The organism is Polymorphobacter sp. (genome assembly GCF_048007885.1).
Lineage (GTDB): Bacteria > Pseudomonadota > Alphaproteobacteria > Sphingomonadales > Sphingomonadaceae > Sandarakinorhabdus.
Map to the genome: position 1 here is coordinate 677,056 of NZ_CP180346.1, position 20,750 is coordinate 697,805.

Genomic DNA, 20,750 nt, shown 5'->3' on the forward strand with positions numbered 1-20,750 from the left:
GGTATGAACATGAAATCCCATCTGAACCACTGGCAGGAAGGCGGCGGCGTTCGGGGGCGACGCAATGCTTGCACGCGTCTTTCGCGTCTCGTCCTACTGGCGACGGTGGCGGCATTGCCTATTGCCCGCGCCAATGCGCAGGTTGCTTCTGTTCCGACTATTGTGTCAGGTGCAACACTCACTGGCACCAACGGCACCATCACTACGATCACGCAGAATGCCAACCGTGCGGTGGTTGAATGGACAAATGGCCTTACCGTGCCTGCCGGGTCAACGCTTAACTTTGCTCAGCCCGATGCGGCATCAGTAATACTAAATCAGGTCTCGGGTGGGGCGCCAACCTCTATAGATGGTTCTATTGTCGCAAATGGCCAAGTATGGATCCTGAATAGTTCAGGAATGATCATTGGCTCGGAAGGCTCAATAAATACAAAAGGTTTCCTTTTTTCGTCCGGATCCCCAATTGGGACTGCACTCGATCCAAATTCAACAGATAGCTATGCGTCCGATAATTATCAATTATTTCTGAATGGGTCAACTAAAATAAGGGTAAACATTGCAAAAGTTGCAACGTCTGCGCCGCCGATTGATAATAACGGAAATATAACCGCAGATAGTGAAGGGTATGTTGTTTTTCTTGGCAGGCAGATGTCCAATGCTGGTACTATAACTGCGCCGTCAGGCAGTGTTATCTTAACTGCAGGAACATCAGATTCTTTCGTCGATTTTGTTGGTGACGGTCTAATTACATTTGGTCTGGGCGCTAATACGGGGCAATTGGGGGGGGGTAGCGTTATAACCAATTCCGGTGCCATCATAGCCGATGGCGGAAAAGTGCAGATAAAGGTCAATTACCCATTTGCTGCGGAGGTAATTGGGGGTGTTATCAATACTACAGGTTTGGTTCAGGCCAGATCGGTAAATTCCCGAAATGGCCAGATTGTCCTCGATGCTGGCACCGGAGGTCCGACAACGCCTACGAGGATGGTTGTTGGTGGTACGCTTGACACCTCGGGCTTGCAGGTAGCAGCATCTGCAAATAACCCCAATAACGGTTCGATAACGGTCAATGCAAAGAAAATTTTATTAGATGGAAATACAGTTTGGAATGCTGGTGGTTCAATAGTTGCTGTAGGCGGCACAATAGGCTTATTTGACACATCATCAACACCAAATTTTCGGATGTCGGCATCGGCGCCTACAGCTCCGTTAATGCTTGGTGAGATAGACCTTATTGGCGGGTCTTTGATACTTGATCTTCCAAACGGAAATTCGGACGTTTCACTCGCTCAAAAAATTGTTGCGGACGAATTTTTGAAATCTGGGTCCGGAACGCTCCGGCTTCTTGGTCAAACAGCTGGGGAAAGCCTGAATAGTCTGACCAATATAGATATCTCGGGCGGTCGTTTAGTCCTTGAAGCGGCGGCGGGTCTTAACAGTAGTGAAATCACTTTTTGCCCTGGCAGTTGCCTTGGTGCGTCTCCGGTGCTCGAAATTTTCACAAATGATGCCAGTTCTGTATTTAACGGAACGCTCGATGTTCTTGGCGATGGTGTGCTGGAGATTGCTGGCGCAACCGATTGGACGCTTGGCACGAATTTTGACGGGTTCGGTAGTAGTAAATTGCAAATTATCCAGCCGGACGCCAACGGTTCACTGACTATAACTGGGCGCGTTGGGGACTCGACGCGGCTCGGCGACGTGAACGTTTTTACAGCCGGTCAGCTTACATTAGGCGTCGCGTCGGCAATTAGGACGACGGGCGACATCAAATTGGCCGCAACTGGGGGCTTCCAAAATCTTTCCATATCCTCACTTGTTCTTGATTCAAGTTTGGGCCGTTGGATCGTTTGGAGCGGCAATTCAGATCCCGAAAATGCGACAACGGGCGATAACTTTGGCAGTCTGATGGCGGATGACGTGTTCATTGCGTCGCCTTTGATCCAAGTCGAAGATCAGGCTCAGAATGCCATGGGCAATCTTGCGTTTTTTGAGGCAGGTGCTCCTTTCACGGTTGCCGATGGCACTGCCACTTACGCGGCAACCGGCACTCTTGCTACCATCACCCAAACGACCAATCGTGCGGTGCTGGATTGGGCGAATGGATTGAATGTGAGCGAAGGTTCGACGCTGACGTTCGCCCAGCCAGACAGCACTTCAATCACGCTCAACCGTGTGACAAGTAACACGCCCAGCTTGATCGACGGGACGGTCACGGCAAATGGCCAAGTGTGGATCCTGAACGGTGCCGGCCTGATCGTTGGCCCAACCGGACAGATCAACACGAAGGGGTTCTTGTTCTCTACAGCAGGGCTGCTTGACTTCTCGTCTTTCATGGATGGTTCTGACCCGTTCTACGATTTTGTCGGGGCCACCGACAACTCAATCGTCAATCGTGGCGAGATTACTGCCGGTGATGGCGGCTATGTTGTTCTGGCTGGTGGGCAGGTGATTAATTCACCCACACTAGCAGGTGTTGGTTCAGCTTCGATCGTTGCGGATGGTGGGACCGTGGCTGTGGGCGGCGGCGGCGCGTTCTCGCTTGATCTTGCGGATGGGCCCGGCCTGCCGCTTTTCTCAGTCACCGCGTCCTCGAACTTATCTGGTTCCCTGACCCAACCTGCTTTTGTCAGTTCGATTTTCAATACCGGCGCTATCCGCGCTGACGGCGGGCGGGTAATTCTGCAGGTAAGGAATGATCAAGATTCCGTACTTGGCGTGATTAACACCTCAGGCTTGATTCAGGCGCAAACAGCCAATGGCCGCAATGGTGAGATCCTTATTGACGCCGGGAGCGCTGATCGCGCCATCGTGGCAGGCGGGACGTGGGACACATCGGGACAGCTACTGGACGTTTCCAGCAGCAATCCCTTTGACGGCTCCCTTACCGTCAACGGCTCCGTGGCCCTGCAAGGGGATACCACAATTCGCGCCAGTGGCGCCTTGAATGTGCGCGACACGATCACCAGCGTCAGCGACGCCCCCGGTGGTAGTACATTTACTGCAACTGATGTCGGGCTCACCCTCACAGGCCCGAGCATAACTGTTCCCGAAGGCAATTTCTACGCTGCCGTAGCGTTAGGTTACGTCAGTGAGGCGCAGAGTTTGAGCGTTACCGCGAATTTCACGCCCGGCCTTGAAGCGACTGATGATGCGCTTATTGGAACACTTAGTACTATTCCGATCTTCCTTGATCCTGGGGTCACCCCACTTGACGGTTTTTCCTTGGCGGCAGGTGAACTCTTTGCTGTCCAAGTCGGTAGGGAGGGCGCCAGAAGCGGCCCAGCGTCGTCGGTAACCATCTCCGAGCCGTCGATACCGTTAAGCCGACTGGGCATTCAGGCATTTGAAGTTCAAGTCGATGGCACATCAGAGACCTTCACCAGATTGCTGTCTCCGCATGATCTTGTGCTCGCCGCGGGAACATTAAATGTTGATCTGGACAACATAACTCTGGGCACCGGCAGCCTTACGGTCGAGGGTCCGGTGGACCCATTCACGGTTGCCGATGGCACTGCCACTTACGCGGCAACCGGCACTCTTGCTACCATCACCCAAACGACCAATCGTGCGGTGCTGGATTGGGCGAATGGATTGAATGTGAGCGAAGGTTCGACGCTGACGTTCGCCCAGCCAGACAGCACTTCAATCACGCTCAACCGTGTGACAAGTAACACGCCCAGCTTGATCGACGGGACGGTCACGGCAAATGGCCAAGTGTGGATCCTGAACGGTGCCGGCCTGATCGTTGGCCCAACCGGACAGATCAACACGAAGGGGTTCTTGTTCTCCACCGCAGGGCTGCTCAATGACGACTTTGCGTCTTTCATGGGCGCTTCCAGCACGTCCTTCGGCTTCGCTGGCGATATCCCAAATCAGATCGTCAATCATGGGCAGGTCACTTCTGCTGATGGTGGTTATGTCGTTATCGCGGGGCAAAGAATTTCCAATGCTTTCGGGGCGACTATCACTGCCAACAAAGGCACTGTGGCATTGGGCGTGGGTAGCGCCTTTTCCGTCGATTTTGTTGGTGATGGATTGGTTGGGTTTACACCCACTACAGCGGCGAGCATCTCAGACAGCGCTATTACCAACGCTGGAACGATAACGGCCCATGGCGGCCGGGTGATTATGAATGCATTGACGGTCAACGACATCATCGAAGGGGTCATCAACTCCTCTGGTGTGGTTGAGGCCCAATCTGCGTTTGATCGTAACGGCCAGATTTTGCTCAACGCAGGCCTCGACCGGACCATCTTGGTTAGCGGTACGTTGGACACATCAGGTCTATTGACGGCGACGTCTGCCAGTAATCCGAACGATGGTTCGATCACGTTGAACAGTAACATTTTGCTTAGCGGCAATGCCTTCTGGAAATCCAGCGGAGCCACGTCGGTCAGCGGGAATATCAACACTGCCGGTGGAGGTGCAGTGGGCGGTAGCGTCGTATTTAATACTGAAAGCTTCACTATTACAGGTGGTGATGCAGATGAATTAGATGCAATAAGTGGATCAACATTTATAGAGGGAACCTCACCTTTAGATATAGCGTTGACTGGAAATTGGTCTTATTCTACTTCAGATGATGGGCCAAATTATGATCCTGCATTTTATTTTATTAATGGAGACAGTTTTGATCTCACCGATCCTAATGCCTCAAATATGCAAAGTGGATTATTGAGTCTTGATCTCATATCAGGGGATATATTCGGTTTTTATATAAATAATACAGATGGATGCTGCGGGGCCGGTAATTTAACTATATCGAATTTATCGGAACCGTTCGGGGCGTTTAATTTTGTTGCGGGCGAGCAACTTGGGCAGGTAGCAAACAGCGCTTTGTTCAACGAGACCGCCTTCGGCCTCGAAATTTCAGCAATCGGCCTCGAAATTTCAGCAAAAAGTCTGAATACCAGTTCCATTAACTTGGATACCGGAACTTTGACAGTAAACGTTTCAGATCAAATTGAAACAAGTGTCATATCAGGTACTGTTACCGCAGGGGTAATCCAGAAAGACGGAGCGGGAATTCTGCGGTTGCAGGGCCAAGGCAATCAAATCGAAGAGATTCGTGCCAATCAGGGTCTTTTATCGATCAGCGTTGCAACGGATATCGCTGGCAGCGCATTCAGATTAAATGGCGGGATACTGCAACTCGCAGCAGAGCAGAACGTCGATTTAACCGGTCCTATCGCGGTTGATGATGACAGTGTGCTGCAATTTTCTGGCACAAACAATTGGACTTTGGCCAATGTCGTGACGTCTGCAAATGAGAGTAACCTGGTTATTGACCAGCCTGATGGCGGCAGTCTGGGTATATTCGGCCAGATTGGTACAGCTGGTACCGAACTTGGCGCGCTGACGGTCTTTACTAATGGACAACTTACGCTTGATGGCGAAGTTTCGATCAAGACGACCGGTATCATCAGTTTAGCGACCTCAAGTGGTTTTGCGAATTTTTCCGCTGCGCAAACGGTTCTCGATCCGGGGTTAAGCCGCTGGTTCATCTGGAGCGGGAATACCCTTCCGTTTGATGGAAAATCCCCAGATCTCGTCGGCAATCTGGCTCATGATTTTCGGCTATACGATGTTTCCCTTCCACAATTACAAACCGCTTTTGGAACTTCAGATCTCAATTCGATCCTGCCTGATGGCGCAACAGGCAATGGGCTGATCTACAGCTTGAACCCTTCGCTTACGGGAATCATTTCAGGCGATGCGGTAAAGATCTACGACGGTACTGATACAGCACCGATTGCGAATTTGCAGGCCAACCTGACAGGCGCGGTCAACAACGACTTGGTTAGTCTGGCGTCCGCACGGTTTAATCACGCCGATGTCTTAGGCGCCCAACTGTCTCAAGATGGCCTTGTCTTTTCGGCAACGGATTTATCGGGCAAGCCAGTATTTGGCTATGGTGTGAATGGGGTGGAATTTACTGCAACAGGAACGATCACACCGGCATCGTTGACGGTGACAGGTCTATCGGCGGTGGGCCGTGCCTATAACGCCAGCACCGAGATTGCGCTGGTGGGGGCGGGCAGCCTCGTCGGTCTGATTGGAGACGAGACTCTTGATCTGGGCGGGACTACGACCGCCGCGCTGTCGAGCCCGGATGCTGGTGAGCGCTCTGTTACGACCGATCTGACGCTGGCCAATGGTCTCAATGGCGGCTTGGCGACCAATTACGCGCTGGTGCAGCCAACCCTGGATCTGGTGACGATCACGCCCGCCGCCCTGACGGTGACCGGCCTGTCTGCGCTTGGCCGTTCGTATAACGCCACCTCCGAGATCGAGCTGACCGGCGGGGGCGTCTTGGAGGGTCTGTTCGGGGAGCAGACGCTGGTTCTGGGCGGCGCCACGACCGGGCTGCTGTCGAGCCCGGATGCTGGTGAGCGCTCTGTTACGACCGATCTGACGCTGGCCAATGGTCTCAATGGCGGCTTGGCGACCAATTACGCGCTGGTGCAGCCAACCCTGGATCTGGTGACGATCACGCCCGCCGCCCTGACGGTGACCGGCCTGTCTGCGCTTGGCCGTTCGTATAACGCCACCTCCGAGATCGAGCTGACCGGCGGGGGCGTCTTGGAGGGTCTGTTCGGGGAGCAGACGCTGGTTCTGGGCGGCGCCACGACCGGGCTGCTGTCGAGCCCGGATGCTGGTGAGCGCTCTGTTACGACCGATCTGACGCTGGCCAATGGTCTCAATGGCGGCTTGGCGACCAATTACGCGCTGGTGCAGCCAACCCTGGATCTGGTGACGATCACGCCCGCCGCCCTGACGGTGACCGGCCTGTCTGCGCTTGGCCGTTCGTATAACGCCACCTCCGAGATCGAGCTGACCGGCGGGGGCGTCTTGGAGGGTCTGTTCGGGGAGCAGACGCTGGTTCTGGGCGGCGCCACGACCGGGCTGCTGTCGAGCCCGGATGCTGGTGAGCGCTCTGTTACGACCGATCTGACGCTGGCCAATGGTCTCAATGGCGGCTTGGCGACCAATTACGCGCTGGTGCAGCCAACCCTGGATCTGGTGACGATCACGCCCGCCGCCCTGACGGTGACCGGCCTGTCTGCGCTTGGCCGTTCGTATAACGCCACCTCCGAGATCGAGCTGACCGGCGGGGGCGTCTTGGAGGGTCTGTTCGGGGAGCAGACGCTGGTTCTGGGCGGCGCCACGACCGGGCTGCTGTCGAGCCCGGATGCTGGTGAGCGCTCTGTTACGACCGATCTGACGCTGGCCAATGGTCTCAATGGCGGCTTGGCGACCAATTACGCGCTGGTGCAGCCAACCCTGGATCTGGTGACGATCACGCCCGCCGCCCTGACGGTGACCGGCCTGTCTGCGCTTGGCCGTTCGTATAACGCCACCTCCGAGATCGAGCTGACCGGCGGGGGCGTCTTGGAGGGTCTGTTCGGGGAGCAGACGCTGGTTCTGGGCGGCGCCACGACCGGGCTGCTGTCGAGCCCGGATGCTGGTGAGCGCTCTGTTACGACCGATCTGACGCTGGCCAATGGTCTCAATGGCGGCTTGGCGACCAATTACGCGCTGGTGCAGCCAACCCTGGATCTGGTGACGATCACGCCCGCCGCCCTGACGGTGACCGGCCTGTCTGCGCTTGGCCGTTCGTATAACGCCACCTCCGAGATCGAGCTGACCGGCGGGGGCGTCTTGGAGGGTCTGTTCGGGGAGCAGACGCTGGTTCTGGGCGGCGCCACGACCGGGCTGCTGTCGAGCCCGGATGCTGGTGAGCGCTCTGTTACGACCGATCTGACGCTGGCCAATGGTCTCAATGGCGGCTTGGCGACCAATTACGCGCTGGTGCAGCCAACCCTGGATCTGGTGACGATCACGCCCGCCGCCCTGACGGTGACCGGCCTGTCTGCGCTTGGCCGTTCGTATAACGCCACCTCCGAGATCGAGCTGACCGGCGGGGGCGTCTTGGAGGGTCTGTTCGGGGAGCAGACGCTGGTTCTGGGCGGCGCCACGACCGGGCTGCTGTCGAGCCCGGATGCTGGTGAGCGCTCTGTTACGACCGATCTGACGCTGGCCAATGGTCTCAATGGCGGCTTGGCGACCAATTACGCGCTGGTGCAGCCAACCCTGGATCTGGTGACGATCACGCCCGCCGCCCTGACGGTGACCGGCCTGTCTGCGCTTGGCCGTTCGTATAACGCCACCTCCGAGATCGAGCTGACCGGCGGGGGCGTCTTGGAGGGTCTGTTCGGGGAGCAGACGCTGGTTCTGGGCGGCGCCACGACCGGGCTGCTGTCGAGCCCGGATGCTGGTGAGCGCTCTGTTACGACCGATCTGACGCTGGCCAATGGTCTCAATGGCGGCTTGGCGACCAATTACGCGCTGGTGCAGCCAACCCTGGATCTGGTGACGATCACGCAGTTGACACTGACTTATGTTGCCACCCCTGCCAAGCGCGGAACCGGCGAAGCGAACCCCCCCTTTACCGGCAGTCTTACCGGTTTCATTTCCGGCGATAGTCTGGCTACCCAGACTGTAGGCACTATTCGTTTTGAAAGCCCAGCGACAACTGGCAGCCCTGCCGGGCTCTATCCCATTCTTGGGACCGGTCTGACCGCCAAAAACTATGTGTTCGAGCAGGCTTCAGCCAACTCTGAAGCGCTAACCCTCACCAGTAATGCCAGAATAAACAGCACGACCAATGCCGTTCTCAATACAGTGAGCAGCACTGGAGCGCCCCCTGTCGTTACACCGGTAATAGCCGCTCCAGCTCCGCCCAGCGCCGCAAATCCAGCTCCCGCTCCAGTTCCAAATGCACCTGCTACAAAGGCCCCTGCACCTGAACCCGCCGGGCAGGAACCTCCCGCTAAGGAGCCAGCTGGCAAAGAACCAGCAGGCAAAGAGCCTGAGTCAAAAGGTCCTGAATCCGATGGTCCTGGTGGTGAAGAGCCGGCGCAGGGCGGCAAAGAGGAAGGTAATGGGCCAGCGAAAGATGGACCTGCGTCTCCCGGACCTGAGGGGAGATCCGCTCCGCCTCCTGAAGCGCCAGCGCAGGGCGCCTCGACTGGGGAGAGCGGGGGAGAATCGGCACCTGCAGATAGCGTGAAAATCGGCGCCCCGACTGTAGTGGTTACGGCCGAGCCTGTTAGCCCAACACCACCCTCTCCGGTGGGGTCAGAGCCTGAGAAGGTACCTGAAGATTTTGAAGATGGTCAGGATCCGATTTTACAATTGGCAAGTGGCGGCGCTAAATCGGTCCTTATTGCACTGAGTGCCAATGCGAATGTTGAAAGAGTCAGTCCAGATATCAGCATTGATCGCACGCCGCCAATCCTACCCCTCGCTAATATCGAACAGCCTTCAAAATTCTCGATCGGCATTGATTTATTCTGACGACGTTCGTTGCCGGCCTACGCTACACCCGCATGGTGGCTGACATGACCCCCTGATTTTCCTCCACGAGCGATTAGGCTTCGTGGACAAAGCTTGACCTGAGACTCGTGAGTTGATTCAAGGCTGTCTTTTGTAGGCAGCTTTGGGCGAACGGATTGGGGTGTCGGACGATGAGTGGGCGCTGATTGGCCCGTTGCTGCCGCCCGAGCATGGGCGGGGTTGCCGACCCGCTGGCGACAACCGACGCTACTTTGAGGGCATGATGTGGATGGCGCGTTCGGGGGCGCAATGGCGGCTGCTCGCCCGCCATCCACGCTGGACGTTTCACTTCGTCCCGACGTCCTGCTCATGGCGCAATGCGGTCGATGGCTTCTTCGCCAAGCTGACCCGGAGGCGACTGAAACACGGCGTGTTCCACTCCGTCGTCGACCTTCAGGCCTCCATCAACCGGTTCATCAAAGAGCACAACCAGGACCCGCGCCCGTTCATCTGGCGAGCAGATCCAGATGAGATCATCGCCGCCGTCAGGCGCGGGCACCAAACGTTGGAATCAATCCACTAGCTAATAGCGAGCACGCTCGTCAGGATGATCCGGACCAGTTCAGCGTGCCCGCGCGCTCCAGTCTTCACGTAGATTTTTTTAGAATAATTGCGGGCGGTCTCTACCGTCAAACCCAGCGCATCCGCAGCCTCGGATATAGTTGTTGCCTGCGCCAGCATCCATGCCAGCCGCGCTTCGCTTGGCAGCAGCCCAAACAGGTCAACCAATTGTTCGCAGCGATCAGCCTGTGACCGACGATCGCCGCTTATATAGACGATCGCAACGGGAGTTTGGCTGCCAGCAAAAGCGGGAGCCTGCACAGGCGTTACCAGCATTTCGACCCAGGGATCTTTGCTAAGGTTAAACGCCTTCGGCCGCGCATCGCGATTGACAGCGAAGTCCTTCAGCAAAGCGGTCAGCTTCCGGTCAATATTCGGTGATGCAGGCACCAGCCGGTCGTACCGCCCGCGCCGGAGCAATGTACCCCATTGGAATAGCTGTTCGACATTGTCCGTCGCATCCATGATCCGGCAGCCGGCGCCGAGCGACAGCCAGCCCATTTTGAGCCGGTCGAAGGCCTGCGCCGTCACCGAAGACCTGAACCGTTCGCGTTCCAATGTGGCAAAACCGCGCAACGCAATCCGCAAATGCGGCGCAAGCGCGGTCAGCAGTGCGCCGGTCGCAGATCCAATCTCGCGTCCGCCCGAACAGCCAAGCCACAGGTCAATCCCGCCCGGCTCAGTGACGCGGATCGATCGCATTTTAGTCAACCCCTGCGGCAGCATCGCCTTTTCGTAGTATGCCTGCTGCCGCGCGTCGGTCGGGTCGATCAACTCTTCGAGCGAATAGGCTCGGTCGGGCCGCATTGTGCGGTAGGGAAAGGGATCGCGCATTTCTCCATCGGCAAAAAGCTTGCGGACCTCCGTCGACGGCGGGTCACCCGCATACAACTCGACCACCGCTTCCTCCTCAACCGGCCTGAAGATCAGGGAGGTAAAGCGCGCACCAGTTTTGGCGCGTAACCAATTCAGGAAGCCGTTCCAAAGAGGCGTTTCAAACATGCCTTCGTGCAAGGCTTGCAACAGTCCATCATCGTCAACGCGCATAATGCTCTCTATATCCTCCCAAATGGGAGGTTCAAGCAAATAGAGCATATGTCAGTTGTTTCGGGGTAATGACCACAAGGAACCTGCCCGTTATGACGCGCACATTGAACCATCTGGAACGGCTTGAGGCCGAAGCGATCCACATCATGCGTGAAGTCGTGTCGGAATTGGAAAAGCCCGTGATGCTGTATAGCATCGGCAAGGACAGCGCTGTGATGTTGCATCTCGCGCGCAAGGCGTTTTATCCCTCACCGCCGCCCTTCCCGTTGCTGCATATCGATACAACCTGGAAGTTTCAGGAAATGTACAGGCTGCGTGACCGCATGGCACGGGAAAGTGGCATGGAGCTGCTAACCTATCACAATCAAGAGGCGATAGACCGTGGTATCAACCCGTTCGACCATGGACCGCTGCACACCGACATGTGGAAGACCGAAGGGTTGAAACATGCGCTCGACAAATATGGCTTCGACGTCGCCTTTGGCGGTGCCCGGCGCGACGAAGAAAAATCGCGTGCAAAAGAACGCATCTTCTCTTTCCGCACTGCAACACATGGTTGGGACCCAAAGAACCAGCGGCCCGAATTGTGGAACATTTACAATACCCGCAAAGCCAAGAGCGAAAGCATCCGCGTCTTTCCGATCTCGAACTGGACCGAACTCGACATCTGGCAATACATCCATCTAAACGATATCCCCATCGTCCCGCTGTATTTCAGCGCCAAGCGACCCACTTATGTGCAGGATGGGCAATTGTTCATGGCGGACGATATTGAACGGCTTGAAAAGGTTATGGGCAAGCGTCCAGAGATTACCGAACGCTCGATCCGTTTCCGAACCTTGGGCTGTTTCCCGTTGACGGGCGCCGTCGAAAGTAACGCGAAAACCTTGCCAGAAGTCATTCAGGAAATGCTGCTTACCACCACCAGCGAACGACAGGGCCGCGTTATCGATAAGGATGGCGGTGACGCGAGTATGGAGAAGAAAAAACAGGAGGGCTATTTCTGATGTCGGACACGGACACCATCTATAAGACTGACGCCCTCATCGCACAGGATATCGACGCCTATCTCGATATGCATCAGCATAAAAGCCTGCTGCGCTTCATCACGTGCGGCTCGGTCGATGACGGTAAATCGACGTTGATCGGGCGGCTGCTTTACGACGGCAAAATGATCTTTGAGGACCAGCTGGAAGCTTTACAGGCAGACAGCAAGCGCGTCGGCACGCAAGGTCAGGAAATCGACTTCGCACTGCTGGTTGATGGCCTTGCCGCAGAGCGCGAACAGGGCATCACCATCGATGTCGCCTACCGCTTTTTTGCTACTGAGAAGCGCAAGTTCATCGTCGCCGATTGCCCGGGGCATGAGCAATATACGCGTAACATGTTTACCGGTGCCTCAACCGCGGATCTTGCCGTCATGATGGTCGATGCGCGCAAAGGTGTATTGGTACAAACGCGGCGGCACAGCTATTTGTGCAACCTCATCGGTATCAAAAACATCGTTCTCGCCGTAAACAAGATGGATCTTGTCGATTACAGCCAGCAGGTTTTTGACGAGATTATTGCCGATTACACTGCCTTTGCCCATGAAATCGGCATCAAAAGCTTCACCGCCATGCCTATTTCCGCTTTCAAGGGCGACAATATCACGTCTTTGAGCGAAAATACCCCGTGGTTTACTGGCAAGCCATTGATCGACTATCTGGAAAGCATCGAGCTGGATTTGACGTTGGACCAGACAAAGCCGCTCCGAATGCCCGTACAATGGGTCAATCGGCCCAATCTCGACTTCCGTGGGTTTTCGGGCCTGATCTCAACTGGCAGCGTCAAGCCGGGTGATGCCATTCGCGTTTTGCCATCGGGCAAAACCTCGACCGTCACAAAGATCGTAACGCTCAATGGCGAACTCGACGAAGCCGTTGCTGGACAGTCGGTGACCATCTGTTTTGAAGACGAGGTCGATTGTTCACGCGGCAATGTTGTTGCGGTTGCGGATGCCCCGCCCGAAGTATCCGATCAGTTCGAGGCGACTATCGTCTGGATGGACGACGATCCGCTTCACGTTGGCCGCGCGTATTGGCTGAAACTAGGTACGCAGACCGTATCAGTCACGGTCCAACAGCCCAAATATGCGGTCAACGTCAACACAATGGAGCATCTAGCGGCCAAGACTCTAGAGCTAAACGCCATCGGTGTAGCCGAACTGGCGACCGATAAACCGATTGTATTCGAACCCTATGCCCTCAGCAGAACATTGGGCGGTTTCATCCTGATCGACAAGATCACCAATCGCACAGTTGGGGCAGGGATGCTGCATTTCAGCCTCCGCCGTGCGCAGAATGTGCATTGGCAGGCAACAGACATTGGTCGCGAGGAGCATGCAGGTCTTAAGAACCAGAAAGCGCGTGTTTTGTGGTTCACGGGGCTGTCGGGTTCGGGCAAATCGACCATCGCCAATGAGGTCGAGAAATCATTGAACCTGATGAACCGCCACACCTTCCTTCTCGATGGCGACAATATTCGACATGGGCTCAACAAGGATTTGGGCTTTACCGAGGCCGACCGGATCGAAAATATCCGGCGTGTCGGTGAAGTCGCCAAGCTTATGGCGGATGCCGGGCTGATCGTCCTTGCCGCCTTCATTTCGCCGTTCCGAGTAGAGCGCGACATGGTGCGCGCCATGCTGCCCGATGCCGAGTTTATAGAGATCTTCGTCGATACACCACTCGAGGTCGCCGAAGCGCGTGATGTAAAGGGGCTCTATAGAAAGGCCCGCTCGGGCGCGCTTAAAAACTTCACAGGGATCGACAGTCCCTATGAACCACCGCTCAACCCCGAAATCCGCGTCAATACCGTGGAGATGACGGCAACCGAGGCAGCCGAGTATATCGTCCGCCAGATCATGCCGCTTAAATGAGCGCCGCAATGAACGATGCAGAGCTCGCCGCGCATCTCGCGCAGGTTGCAGGCAAGCTGCTACTCGATGTGCGCGCGTCTGGCGTGCTTTCGGGACAAGCACTCGGCAAGGCTGGGGATGAGACCGCCAACGAGTTCCTTTGCCATGCTCTCCGCACGCAACGCCCCGATGACGGATTATTGTCCGAAGAGGAAAAGGACAATCTCGAGCGCCTCTCAAAGTCGCGCGTCTGGATCATCGATCCAGTCGACAGCACCCGAGAATATGGCGAAGAACGCATGGACTGGGCGGTGCATGTGGCGCTAGCCATCGACGGCAGTCCTGAAATTGGCGCAGTCGCCCTGCTCGGTCTTGATCTGGTATTGCGCACCGATCGGCCATTACCGCTAGCACCTTACCCGAAAACGCCGCGCATGGTTGTCAGCCGCACTCGGCCAGCCAAGGAAGCGCTAGACGTCGCCGAAAAAATTAGCGCCGAACTAATCCCGATGGGCAGCGCAGGCGCAAAGGCCATGGCGATCGTGCGCGGTGATGCCGAAATCTACCTGTATACGGGCGGTCAATAGGAACCGCCCGATTGTGATCGCCTGCCGGGGGTGACTGCGCTGTTGTAAGCCACGTCGTTATTGACGTCGTTTTTGTCGTCATATGCGGCGGAGGTCGGTTTGGGCGTGATCGAGGTTCTGGGGTTGGAGCGCCGTCGGCGCTGGCTGGATGCGGTGAAGCTGTCGATCCTTGCCGAGGCCAACACCGGTGGCCAGTCACTGGCCGATGTTGCCCGATAGCGATGCTCCGACATTCCTGCTGGTCGAGTTGACCCCATCAACCGACATTGCGTCGCCAGGTGCCGCCAGTGCTCACGGTTCCGATTTCGCCATTGTCCTGCGCGGTGGCCGACAACTGCGCTGCCGGGAGGCTATCGCCGAGACGATCCTTGTTCGCCTGATACAGGCCATCGAGGCAGCATGATCGGAACCGCGCGAATGGCATCAGGGACAGCGGCCATGCAAAGCCGCGCAAATAGGCCGGACACATGGGCGCCACGACCAGCCAGTGCAGTGCAGAAATACCCTTGCCAACGGAGGGCCGTCCACACAAGGATCGACATTGCCCGTTGCATCAGGTGCGGCGGGAACTGATCCGCAATCATCGACAGGGCTGCCGGTATCAGGCTGGACTAAGCCCCGCTGACGTGACCCCTAGCTTTCCCCCAAATGGGATTAGAGATGGGGGTTTGTAGGCGCGCCGCGTAGCCAAACCTAGCCACCTCAGACAGCCCGCGCCGTCAAGGTTGACATTTGACACATACGTCAGTTCAAGGTCGGTAAAGACATGACGGATCCAAAAAACAGCCCGCTCGAAGTCGGCAAGCAAGCCTTGCAAATCGGTGACTTGGCTGCGGCCGAGAAAGCACTGGCGCAGGCCGTGCAGCAAGCACCCGATTTGGCCGAAGCGGCCTTGCTGTGGGCGCAGTGCGCCGTGCGACGCAATGATGTAAATGCTGCACGTGAGCGCTTTGCGGCGCTGCTGCGTCAGCACCCTCGGCACTTCAGGGGCTGGTTGGAGGCGGGGCATTTGTCGCGCCAACTGGGTCGCCAGGCCAACGTGATGAATTTTTACCGCATGGCGACGCAGGTGGCACCCAATCATTGGGAAGGCTGGTTGGCTTTGGCCGAAGCGCTCGAGGCTGAGGGGCAATGGGACGAAGCCGCCGCTTCCTATCACCGTGCTTTGCCACTGGCCACAAAGGCGCCCAAGGGTGAGGCTGTGCCGGTCAGCTGGGTGCATGCTTTGATGGCCAAGAGCCGCCTCGAGCGGGGCGATGCGGCGCGGGCACTGGAGTCGCTGCGCCAGGCGCTGGGCTTGATGCGGGTAGAAAAGCCCGAAGCCGATGTGAACGTCACCGCTGCGCTTCAGATTGACTTGGGCGATGTGCTGATGCGTTTGGGCTTGCCCGACGCTGCGCACCGCGCGTTTGAGCAGGCATCGATGGCCACCAGCGAGGAGGTGCTGACGCGCTTGGCTGTTCAGTCTTTTCACCACAACCTGCAGCAAGAGGCGCAGGCGGTCTTGAAGCGCAATGTCGATCTGCACCCCCAAAGCGCGTCGGCGCTTTGGAATCTGGCGCATTTGTATGTGGAAGCCTGGAAGATAGACGATGCTTTGCAAACGCTGGCGCAAGCCGAGGCGATGGCGCCGCAGCCGGGGGCCAAGTCAATGCGCGCTTCGGTGGCGGGGCGCTTGGGCGACGTCGATCAGGCATTGGCGCTTTACCGCGAGTTGGCCGAAGAAGGCGGCCCCGAGTTGCGGATGCGTTCGAGCGCGGCCATGAGTTCGCTCTACAGTGACAGCCTGACGGCAGCGCAGGTGGCCGAGTTGCACCGCGGTTTGTTTGCTGGATTGGGGCAGGGCGCAAGCTCGGTGCAGAGTTTCGCCCATGCCCGTGAGCCGGGCAAGCGCATCAAATTGGGTTTGTTGAGCGCAGATTTTCACCACCAGCATCCGGTCAACATCTTCATGCAGCCGGTGCTGGCGCGCTTGGACAAGTCGCAGTTTGAGGTGACGATTTACAACGTGGGCGTGTTCCAGGACGACCAGACCCAGTTGGCCCGCAGCAGAGTGGACCATTGGGTGCAGGCCACCAGCTGGACCCAGGCTCAGTTGACGCAGCGCATGCGCGCCGATGGCGTGGATGTGCTGATCGACTTGGCTGGTCACACCGCGCACAACCGATTGGTGATGCTGTCTCAGCGTGTGGCCCCGGTACAGGTGTCATTTTTGGGTTATCCGGGCTCTACTGGGGTGCCGAACATCGACTGGTTGTTGGCCGATCCGGTGGTGGTGCCGCCCGAACACGATGTGCTGTGCACCGAACGCGTACACCGCTTGCCGCACACGGTGTTTTGCTTCGCTCCCGAGGTGGACTATCCCTACCCAAGTTACGGCGCGGCTCAGGCCGAGCGCCCGCTGACATTTGGTTCTTTCAACAATGTGCCCAAGCTGACACCGCGTACGATCGCGCTGTGGGCCAAGGTATTGGCGCGGGTGCCGGGCTCGCGCTTGCTGCTCAAGGCGCCGAGCTTTCGCGATGGGTCGGCGGTGCGCATTTTCCGCGAGCGCTTTGAGCGCGAGGGCGTGGATGCGAACCGCATCGAGTTCCGTGGCCCGGTGGCCCTGACCGACATGATGGCCGAATACGCCGATGTAGACATTGCGCTCGATCCCATGCCCTACAACGGCGGCACAACCACGCTGCAGGCCATGTGGATGGGTGTGCCAGTGGTGGTGAAAGAAGGCCAAAACTTTGTCTCGCGCATGGGCGCAAGCTTCATGCGCGCCGCCGGCTTGCCCGAGTGGGTGGCGGTCAGCGATGAAGAGTATGTGGCGATCGCCGAACGCATGGCGGCCGATCGGCAGGCGCTGCTGCAACTCAAAGCGGGTTTGCGCTCGCGCTTGCAGGCGGCTCCTGGCTGGAACATTGACCAATACACCCGCGACGTGGAGCGCGCTTTGCGCAGCATGTGGACCGATTTTTGTGAACAACCTCGCGGCCCGGAGCACGCATGACCACCCCCGAAACAGACCGCTCCCTAGCTCAGGCAACGCCCCAATCTGAGCTGAAGACTGATCCAAACGATCCTTTGTTGTCGTGCCTCGCGATGGCGGCAGAGGTGGCTCGGTTTATCTGAACAGCCCCGCGCGATTGCTAAGTGTGGACTTGTAACGGTTTTGCGCCGGTCACCTGAGCGTTTAGAGCTTAGGGCAAGAGACCGACGAGATGATGAAGCATTCAGATGAGTTCAAGCAGGAGGCGGTGTTAATCGGGCTTGATCGCAAAGCGGATTTCCTCACCGCGGAATCCAAGCGCCATGGGGCGAGAAACGCCCGGCAGGAGCGTGACATCGTAGATTTCCTCGACAATGCCACCAATTTCGAGCCGGTGCTCGACATCCCCGCTAATCAGATTGACGATGCAGATCGCGCATTGCGCCCCGATACCTTCGGCATCCAGCCGCTCGTTGAGGGGCAGGCCTTCGAACGTTCGGCTATTGCGTGGGCGAGAGAGGCCAATCACAGCGTAATCGCCCGTGAAAGCAAGCCCGCGGGCAAAGCCAGGCAGGAAGCACAGAGGCTCAAACGAACCAGTGTTCACATCAATCTTGCCAAATTCGCCGGTTCCCGCCTGCAGCATCCAAAGCTGCTCGCGGTAGAGCCGTGGTGAATGTGGCATTGACAGGCCTTCTGCCACGATCTCCCCACTAGCCACGTCAAGGACCACGCCACCGTCCCGTCGTTTCTCGCGCCAACCCTCGAAGACATTGGTGCGCGACAGGCAGGTCACATAGGCGGGCTTGCCGTCCTGCATGGCCAGTCCATTCAGGTGACAGCGATCTTCTGCAGCGAGCCGGTCGATAAATGACGGGCGCCAAATTTCCCGAAAGCTGCCCCGATCCGACAAAGTTGCAAGGCAGTTGAAACGGGTGGCGACGAATATCGGATCGCCCGATGCATCCTCATGGATGTCGTGAATGTCGAGATCGCCGGTCGTGTGCCCGCATACAGGGACATAAAGCGCATCATAACCATTTTGCATCTGGCCGGGATCGAGGAAGTTTTCAAAACGCCAGAGCTGGTAGACCGAACTCATCCAGAAGCGGCCCGGACCGGTTCCAAGCCCCATGGGACGCTCAAAAGTGCGCTCAAAGACCGAGAGACGGCCATCGGGCTGCATCCCGATGAAGAAGACCTTGCCCGCCTGATAGGTGGTAAAGGCCAGACTTACTCCGGCATTGTTGAGCCAGGCTGCAAACAACCGCGAGCCATGGAATTCGAACCCGGGGGTGGGCTTATCAGTCATCAAATCGCCTTTCCAATCGCAACACTTGCGACAGAATAAATAATAGCCCCGCAGCCGAACTGCGCGCCCCGGCATGGTGGCAGAGACAGGCCACCATCAGACGGAAGATCAAACCAAGGGTGCAGCCCGGAACATACCGGGCCGCACCTGCTTGGTAGCTCAGATCACTATTGATGCACCGTTCATGCCGGCCAAGTATGCCGTGAGTTCCGAAGGATTATAGCCTTCGATGATCACGAACGTATCGGCATCGAGCGCAATTCGCGTGTCTCCGCTACCACTCTGACCAAATATCGGCGTGCCCGGGAGGTTGAAGGCGCCGAAATCAAGGGTATCACCTTCACCAAAGTCCAATATCATGACGGTTCCAGGGCCATCGCTTATCACGAACGTATCAGCGCCGGGGCCACCGGCAAGCCGGTCATTGCCGCCATTGCTGGTGATCACATCATCACCAATCCCGCCAAAGATCACGTCATCGCCGGCAGTTCCGGCAAGGCTATCATTGCCAGAGGTGCCAACCTGCGTGACAGATCCAGTGAAATCACCACCAAACGCCACGAAGCTCGCACCGCTATTTTCTCCATTCGGACTGTCGTAGGGCACCCCGACGATCAAATCGTCAAACCCATCGCCGTTAACATCGCCCGCCGAGCTGACTGATAGGTCCGAGTAGTCATCAGTCGACACCCCGTTGATCACGAAGCCGCCGCCTATCCCGGCCTCAATCGCAGACAGGTCAACCGCTGTCCCGTCGCTCTTGCCAAACACCACATAGCTGGCGCCGCTATCGTTTCCATTCGGGTCGGCGTAAGGTGCCCCAACGATCAGATCGTCAAACCCATCGCCGTTCACATCGCCCGCCGAGCTGACTGATCGGCCCGAGATGTCACCAGCCGACACCCCGTTGATCACGAAGCCGCCGCCTATCCCGGCCTCAATCGCAGACAGGTCAACCGCTGTCCCGTCGCTCTTGCCAAACACCACATAGCTGGCGCCGCTATTGTTTTCGTTCGGGTCGGCGCTGGGTGCGCCCACGATCAGATCGTCAAGCCCATCGCCGTTCACATCGCCCGCCGAGCTGACTGATCGGCCCGAGTTGTCAAAAGCCGACGCCCCGTTGATCACGAAGCCGCCGCCTATCCCGGCCTCAATCGCAGACAGGTCAACCGCTGTCCCGTCGCTCTTGCCAAACACCACATAGCTGGCGCCGCTATTGTTTCCGTTCGGGTCGGCGTAAGGTGCCCCAACGATCAGATCGTCAAGCCCATCGCCGTTCACATCGCCCGCCGAGCTGACTGATCGGCCCGAGACGTCCTCAGCCGACACCCCGCTGATCACAAAGCCGCCCGTGCCGCCCGCAACCGCAGACAGCTCAACCACCGTCCCGTCGCTCTTGCCAAACACCACATAGCTGGCGCCGCTCCTGTTGTTTCCGTTCGGGTCGGCGCCGGGTGCGCCCACGATCAAATCGGCAAGCCCATCGCCGTTCACATCACCCGCCGAACTGACTGATCGGCCCGAGTAGTCAAGAGCCAACGCCCCGTTGATCACAAAGCCGCCCGTACCGCCCGCAACCGCAGACAGCTCAACCGCCGTCCCGTCGCTCTTGCCAAACACCACATAGCTCGCGCCGTTATAGTTCGGGTCGGCGCTGGGTGCGCCCACGATCAGATCGTCAAGCCCATCGCCGTTCACATCGCCCGCCGAGCTGACTGAGAAGCCCGAGTTGTCAAAAGCCGACACCCCGTTGATCACGAAGCCGCCGCCTATCCCGGCCTCAATCGCAGACAGGTCAACCGCTGTCCCGTCGCTCTTGCCAAACACCACATAGCTGGCGCCGCTATTGTTTCCGTTCGGGTCGGCGCCGTTCGCACCCACGATCAGATCGTCAAGGCCATCGCCGTTCACATCGCCCGCCGAGCTGACTGAGTAGCCCGAGTAGTCAAAAGCCAACGCCCC

At 57.5% G+C, this 20,750-nt stretch carries 9 protein-coding genes and 3 pseudogenes; 9 read left to right on the plus strand and 3 right to left on the minus strand.

Annotated elements, in window-relative coordinates:
• Positions 1 to 3 precede the first annotated feature (3 nt).
• The 3 genes and pseudogenes from ACMVO5_RS03285 to ACMVO5_RS03295 all read left to right on the plus strand — a co-directional run.
• The gene (locus tag ACMVO5_RS03285; protein WP_416908651.1) at positions 4 to 9,363 is read left to right on the plus strand and encodes a YDG domain-containing protein; all 9,360 of its coding nucleotides are present in this window, start codon (positions 4 to 6) and stop codon (positions 9,361 to 9,363) included.
• Positions 9,364 to 9,523: 160 nt separating this feature from the next.
• Positions 9,524 to 9,622: pseudogene (locus tag ACMVO5_RS03290) on the plus strand (IS5/IS1182 family transposase); the annotation flags it as partial.
• Between the two features lie 39 nt (positions 9,623 to 9,661).
• Positions 9,662 to 9,925: pseudogene (locus ACMVO5_RS03295) on the plus strand (IS630 family transposase); the annotation flags it as partial.
• On the opposite strand, the gene ACMVO5_RS03300 reads toward ACMVO5_RS03295, so the two are convergent.
• Positions 9,922 to 11,058 (minus strand): helix-turn-helix transcriptional regulator, encoded by a 1,137-nt coding sequence (locus tag ACMVO5_RS03300; RefSeq protein ID WP_416908652.1) that lies wholly within the window; start codon positions 11,056 to 11,058, stop codon positions 9,922 to 9,924. The pseudogene ACMVO5_RS03295 and the gene ACMVO5_RS03300 overlap by 4 nt on opposite strands.
• 44 nt (positions 11,059 to 11,102) lie before the next feature.
• On the opposite strand from ACMVO5_RS03300, the gene cysD reads away from it, so the two are divergent.
• The 6 genes and pseudogenes from cysD to ACMVO5_RS03330 all read left to right on the plus strand — a co-directional run bounded on the left by cysD (position 11,103) and on the right by ACMVO5_RS03330 (position 17,497).
• Positions 11,103 to 12,017 carry a sulfate adenylyltransferase subunit CysD gene (gene cysD / locus ACMVO5_RS03305; protein WP_416908653.1) on the plus strand — a complete coding sequence of 305 codons (915 nt, stop codon included), beginning with the start codon at positions 11,103 to 11,105 and terminating at the stop codon, positions 12,015 to 12,017.
• Positions 12,017 to 13,930, plus strand: coding sequence for a sulfate adenylyltransferase subunit CysN (cysN, locus tag ACMVO5_RS03310; RefSeq protein ID WP_416908654.1), 1,914 nt, complete (start codon positions 12,017 to 12,019; stop codon positions 13,928 to 13,930). Before cysD ends, cysN begins: the two co-directional genes overlap by 1 nt.
• An 8-nt stretch (positions 13,931 to 13,938) precedes the next feature.
• Positions 13,939 to 14,493 (plus strand): annotated as a pseudogene (locus tag ACMVO5_RS03315) (inositol monophosphatase family protein); the annotation flags it as partial.
• Between the two features lie 75 nt (positions 14,494 to 14,568).
• Positions 14,569 to 14,715, plus strand: a complete 147-nt coding sequence (locus ACMVO5_RS03320) for a hypothetical protein (RefSeq protein ID WP_416908655.1) — start codon at positions 14,569 to 14,571, stop codon at positions 14,713 to 14,715.
• A complete protein-coding gene (locus tag ACMVO5_RS03325) occupies positions 14,702 to 14,899 on the plus strand; it encodes a hypothetical protein (protein WP_416908656.1) in 198 nt (65 codons plus the stop codon). The genes ACMVO5_RS03320 and ACMVO5_RS03325 overlap by 14 nt, the downstream gene beginning before the upstream one ends.
• Positions 14,900 to 15,262: 363 nt before the next feature.
• Positions 15,263 to 17,497 (plus strand): tetratricopeptide repeat protein, encoded by a 2,235-nt coding sequence (locus tag ACMVO5_RS03330; RefSeq protein WP_416908657.1) that lies wholly within the window; start codon positions 15,263 to 15,265, stop codon positions 17,495 to 17,497.
• 250 nt (positions 17,498 to 17,747) lie between these two features.
• Here the strand turns inward: ACMVO5_RS03330 and ACMVO5_RS03335 are convergent, their stop codons facing one another.
• Both ACMVO5_RS03335 and ACMVO5_RS03340 read right to left on the minus strand, forming a co-directional pair.
• Entirely contained in the window at positions 17,748 to 18,788 is a 1,041-nt protein-coding gene (locus tag ACMVO5_RS03335; RefSeq protein WP_416908658.1) for a TIGR03032 family protein, read from the minus strand.
• Between the two features lie 159 nt (positions 18,789 to 18,947).
• Positions 18,948 to 20,744: a beta strand repeat-containing protein gene (locus ACMVO5_RS03340; protein ID WP_416908659.1), complete on the minus strand. Its 1,797-nt coding sequence runs from the start codon at positions 20,742 to 20,744 to the stop codon at positions 18,948 to 18,950.
• Positions 20,745 to 20,750 lie beyond the last annotated feature (6 nt).

Excerpts from the sequence above, each read along its gene's own strand:
- ACMVO5_RS03285 (WP_416908651.1), top strand. The coding sequence starts at position 4 with ATGAACATGAAATCCCATCTGAACCACTGGCAGGAAGGCGGCGGCGTT.
- ACMVO5_RS03300 (WP_416908652.1), bottom strand. The coding sequence starts at position 11,058 with ATGCTCTATTTGCTTGAACCTCCCATTTGGGAGGATATAGAGAGCATT.
- cysD (WP_416908653.1), top strand. The coding sequence starts at position 11,103 with ATGACGCGCACATTGAACCATCTGGAACGGCTTGAGGCCGAAGCGATC.
- cysN (WP_416908654.1), top strand. The coding sequence starts at position 12,017 with ATGTCGGACACGGACACCATCTATAAGACTGACGCCCTCATCGCACAG.
- ACMVO5_RS03325 (WP_416908656.1), top strand. The coding sequence starts at position 14,702 with ATGTTGCCCGATAGCGATGCTCCGACATTCCTGCTGGTCGAGTTGACC.
- ACMVO5_RS03330 (WP_416908657.1), top strand. The coding sequence starts at position 15,263 with ATGACGGATCCAAAAAACAGCCCGCTCGAAGTCGGCAAGCAAGCCTTG.
- ACMVO5_RS03335 (WP_416908658.1), bottom strand. The coding sequence starts at position 18,788 with ATGACTGATAAGCCCACCCCCGGGTTCGAATTCCATGGCTCGCGGTTG.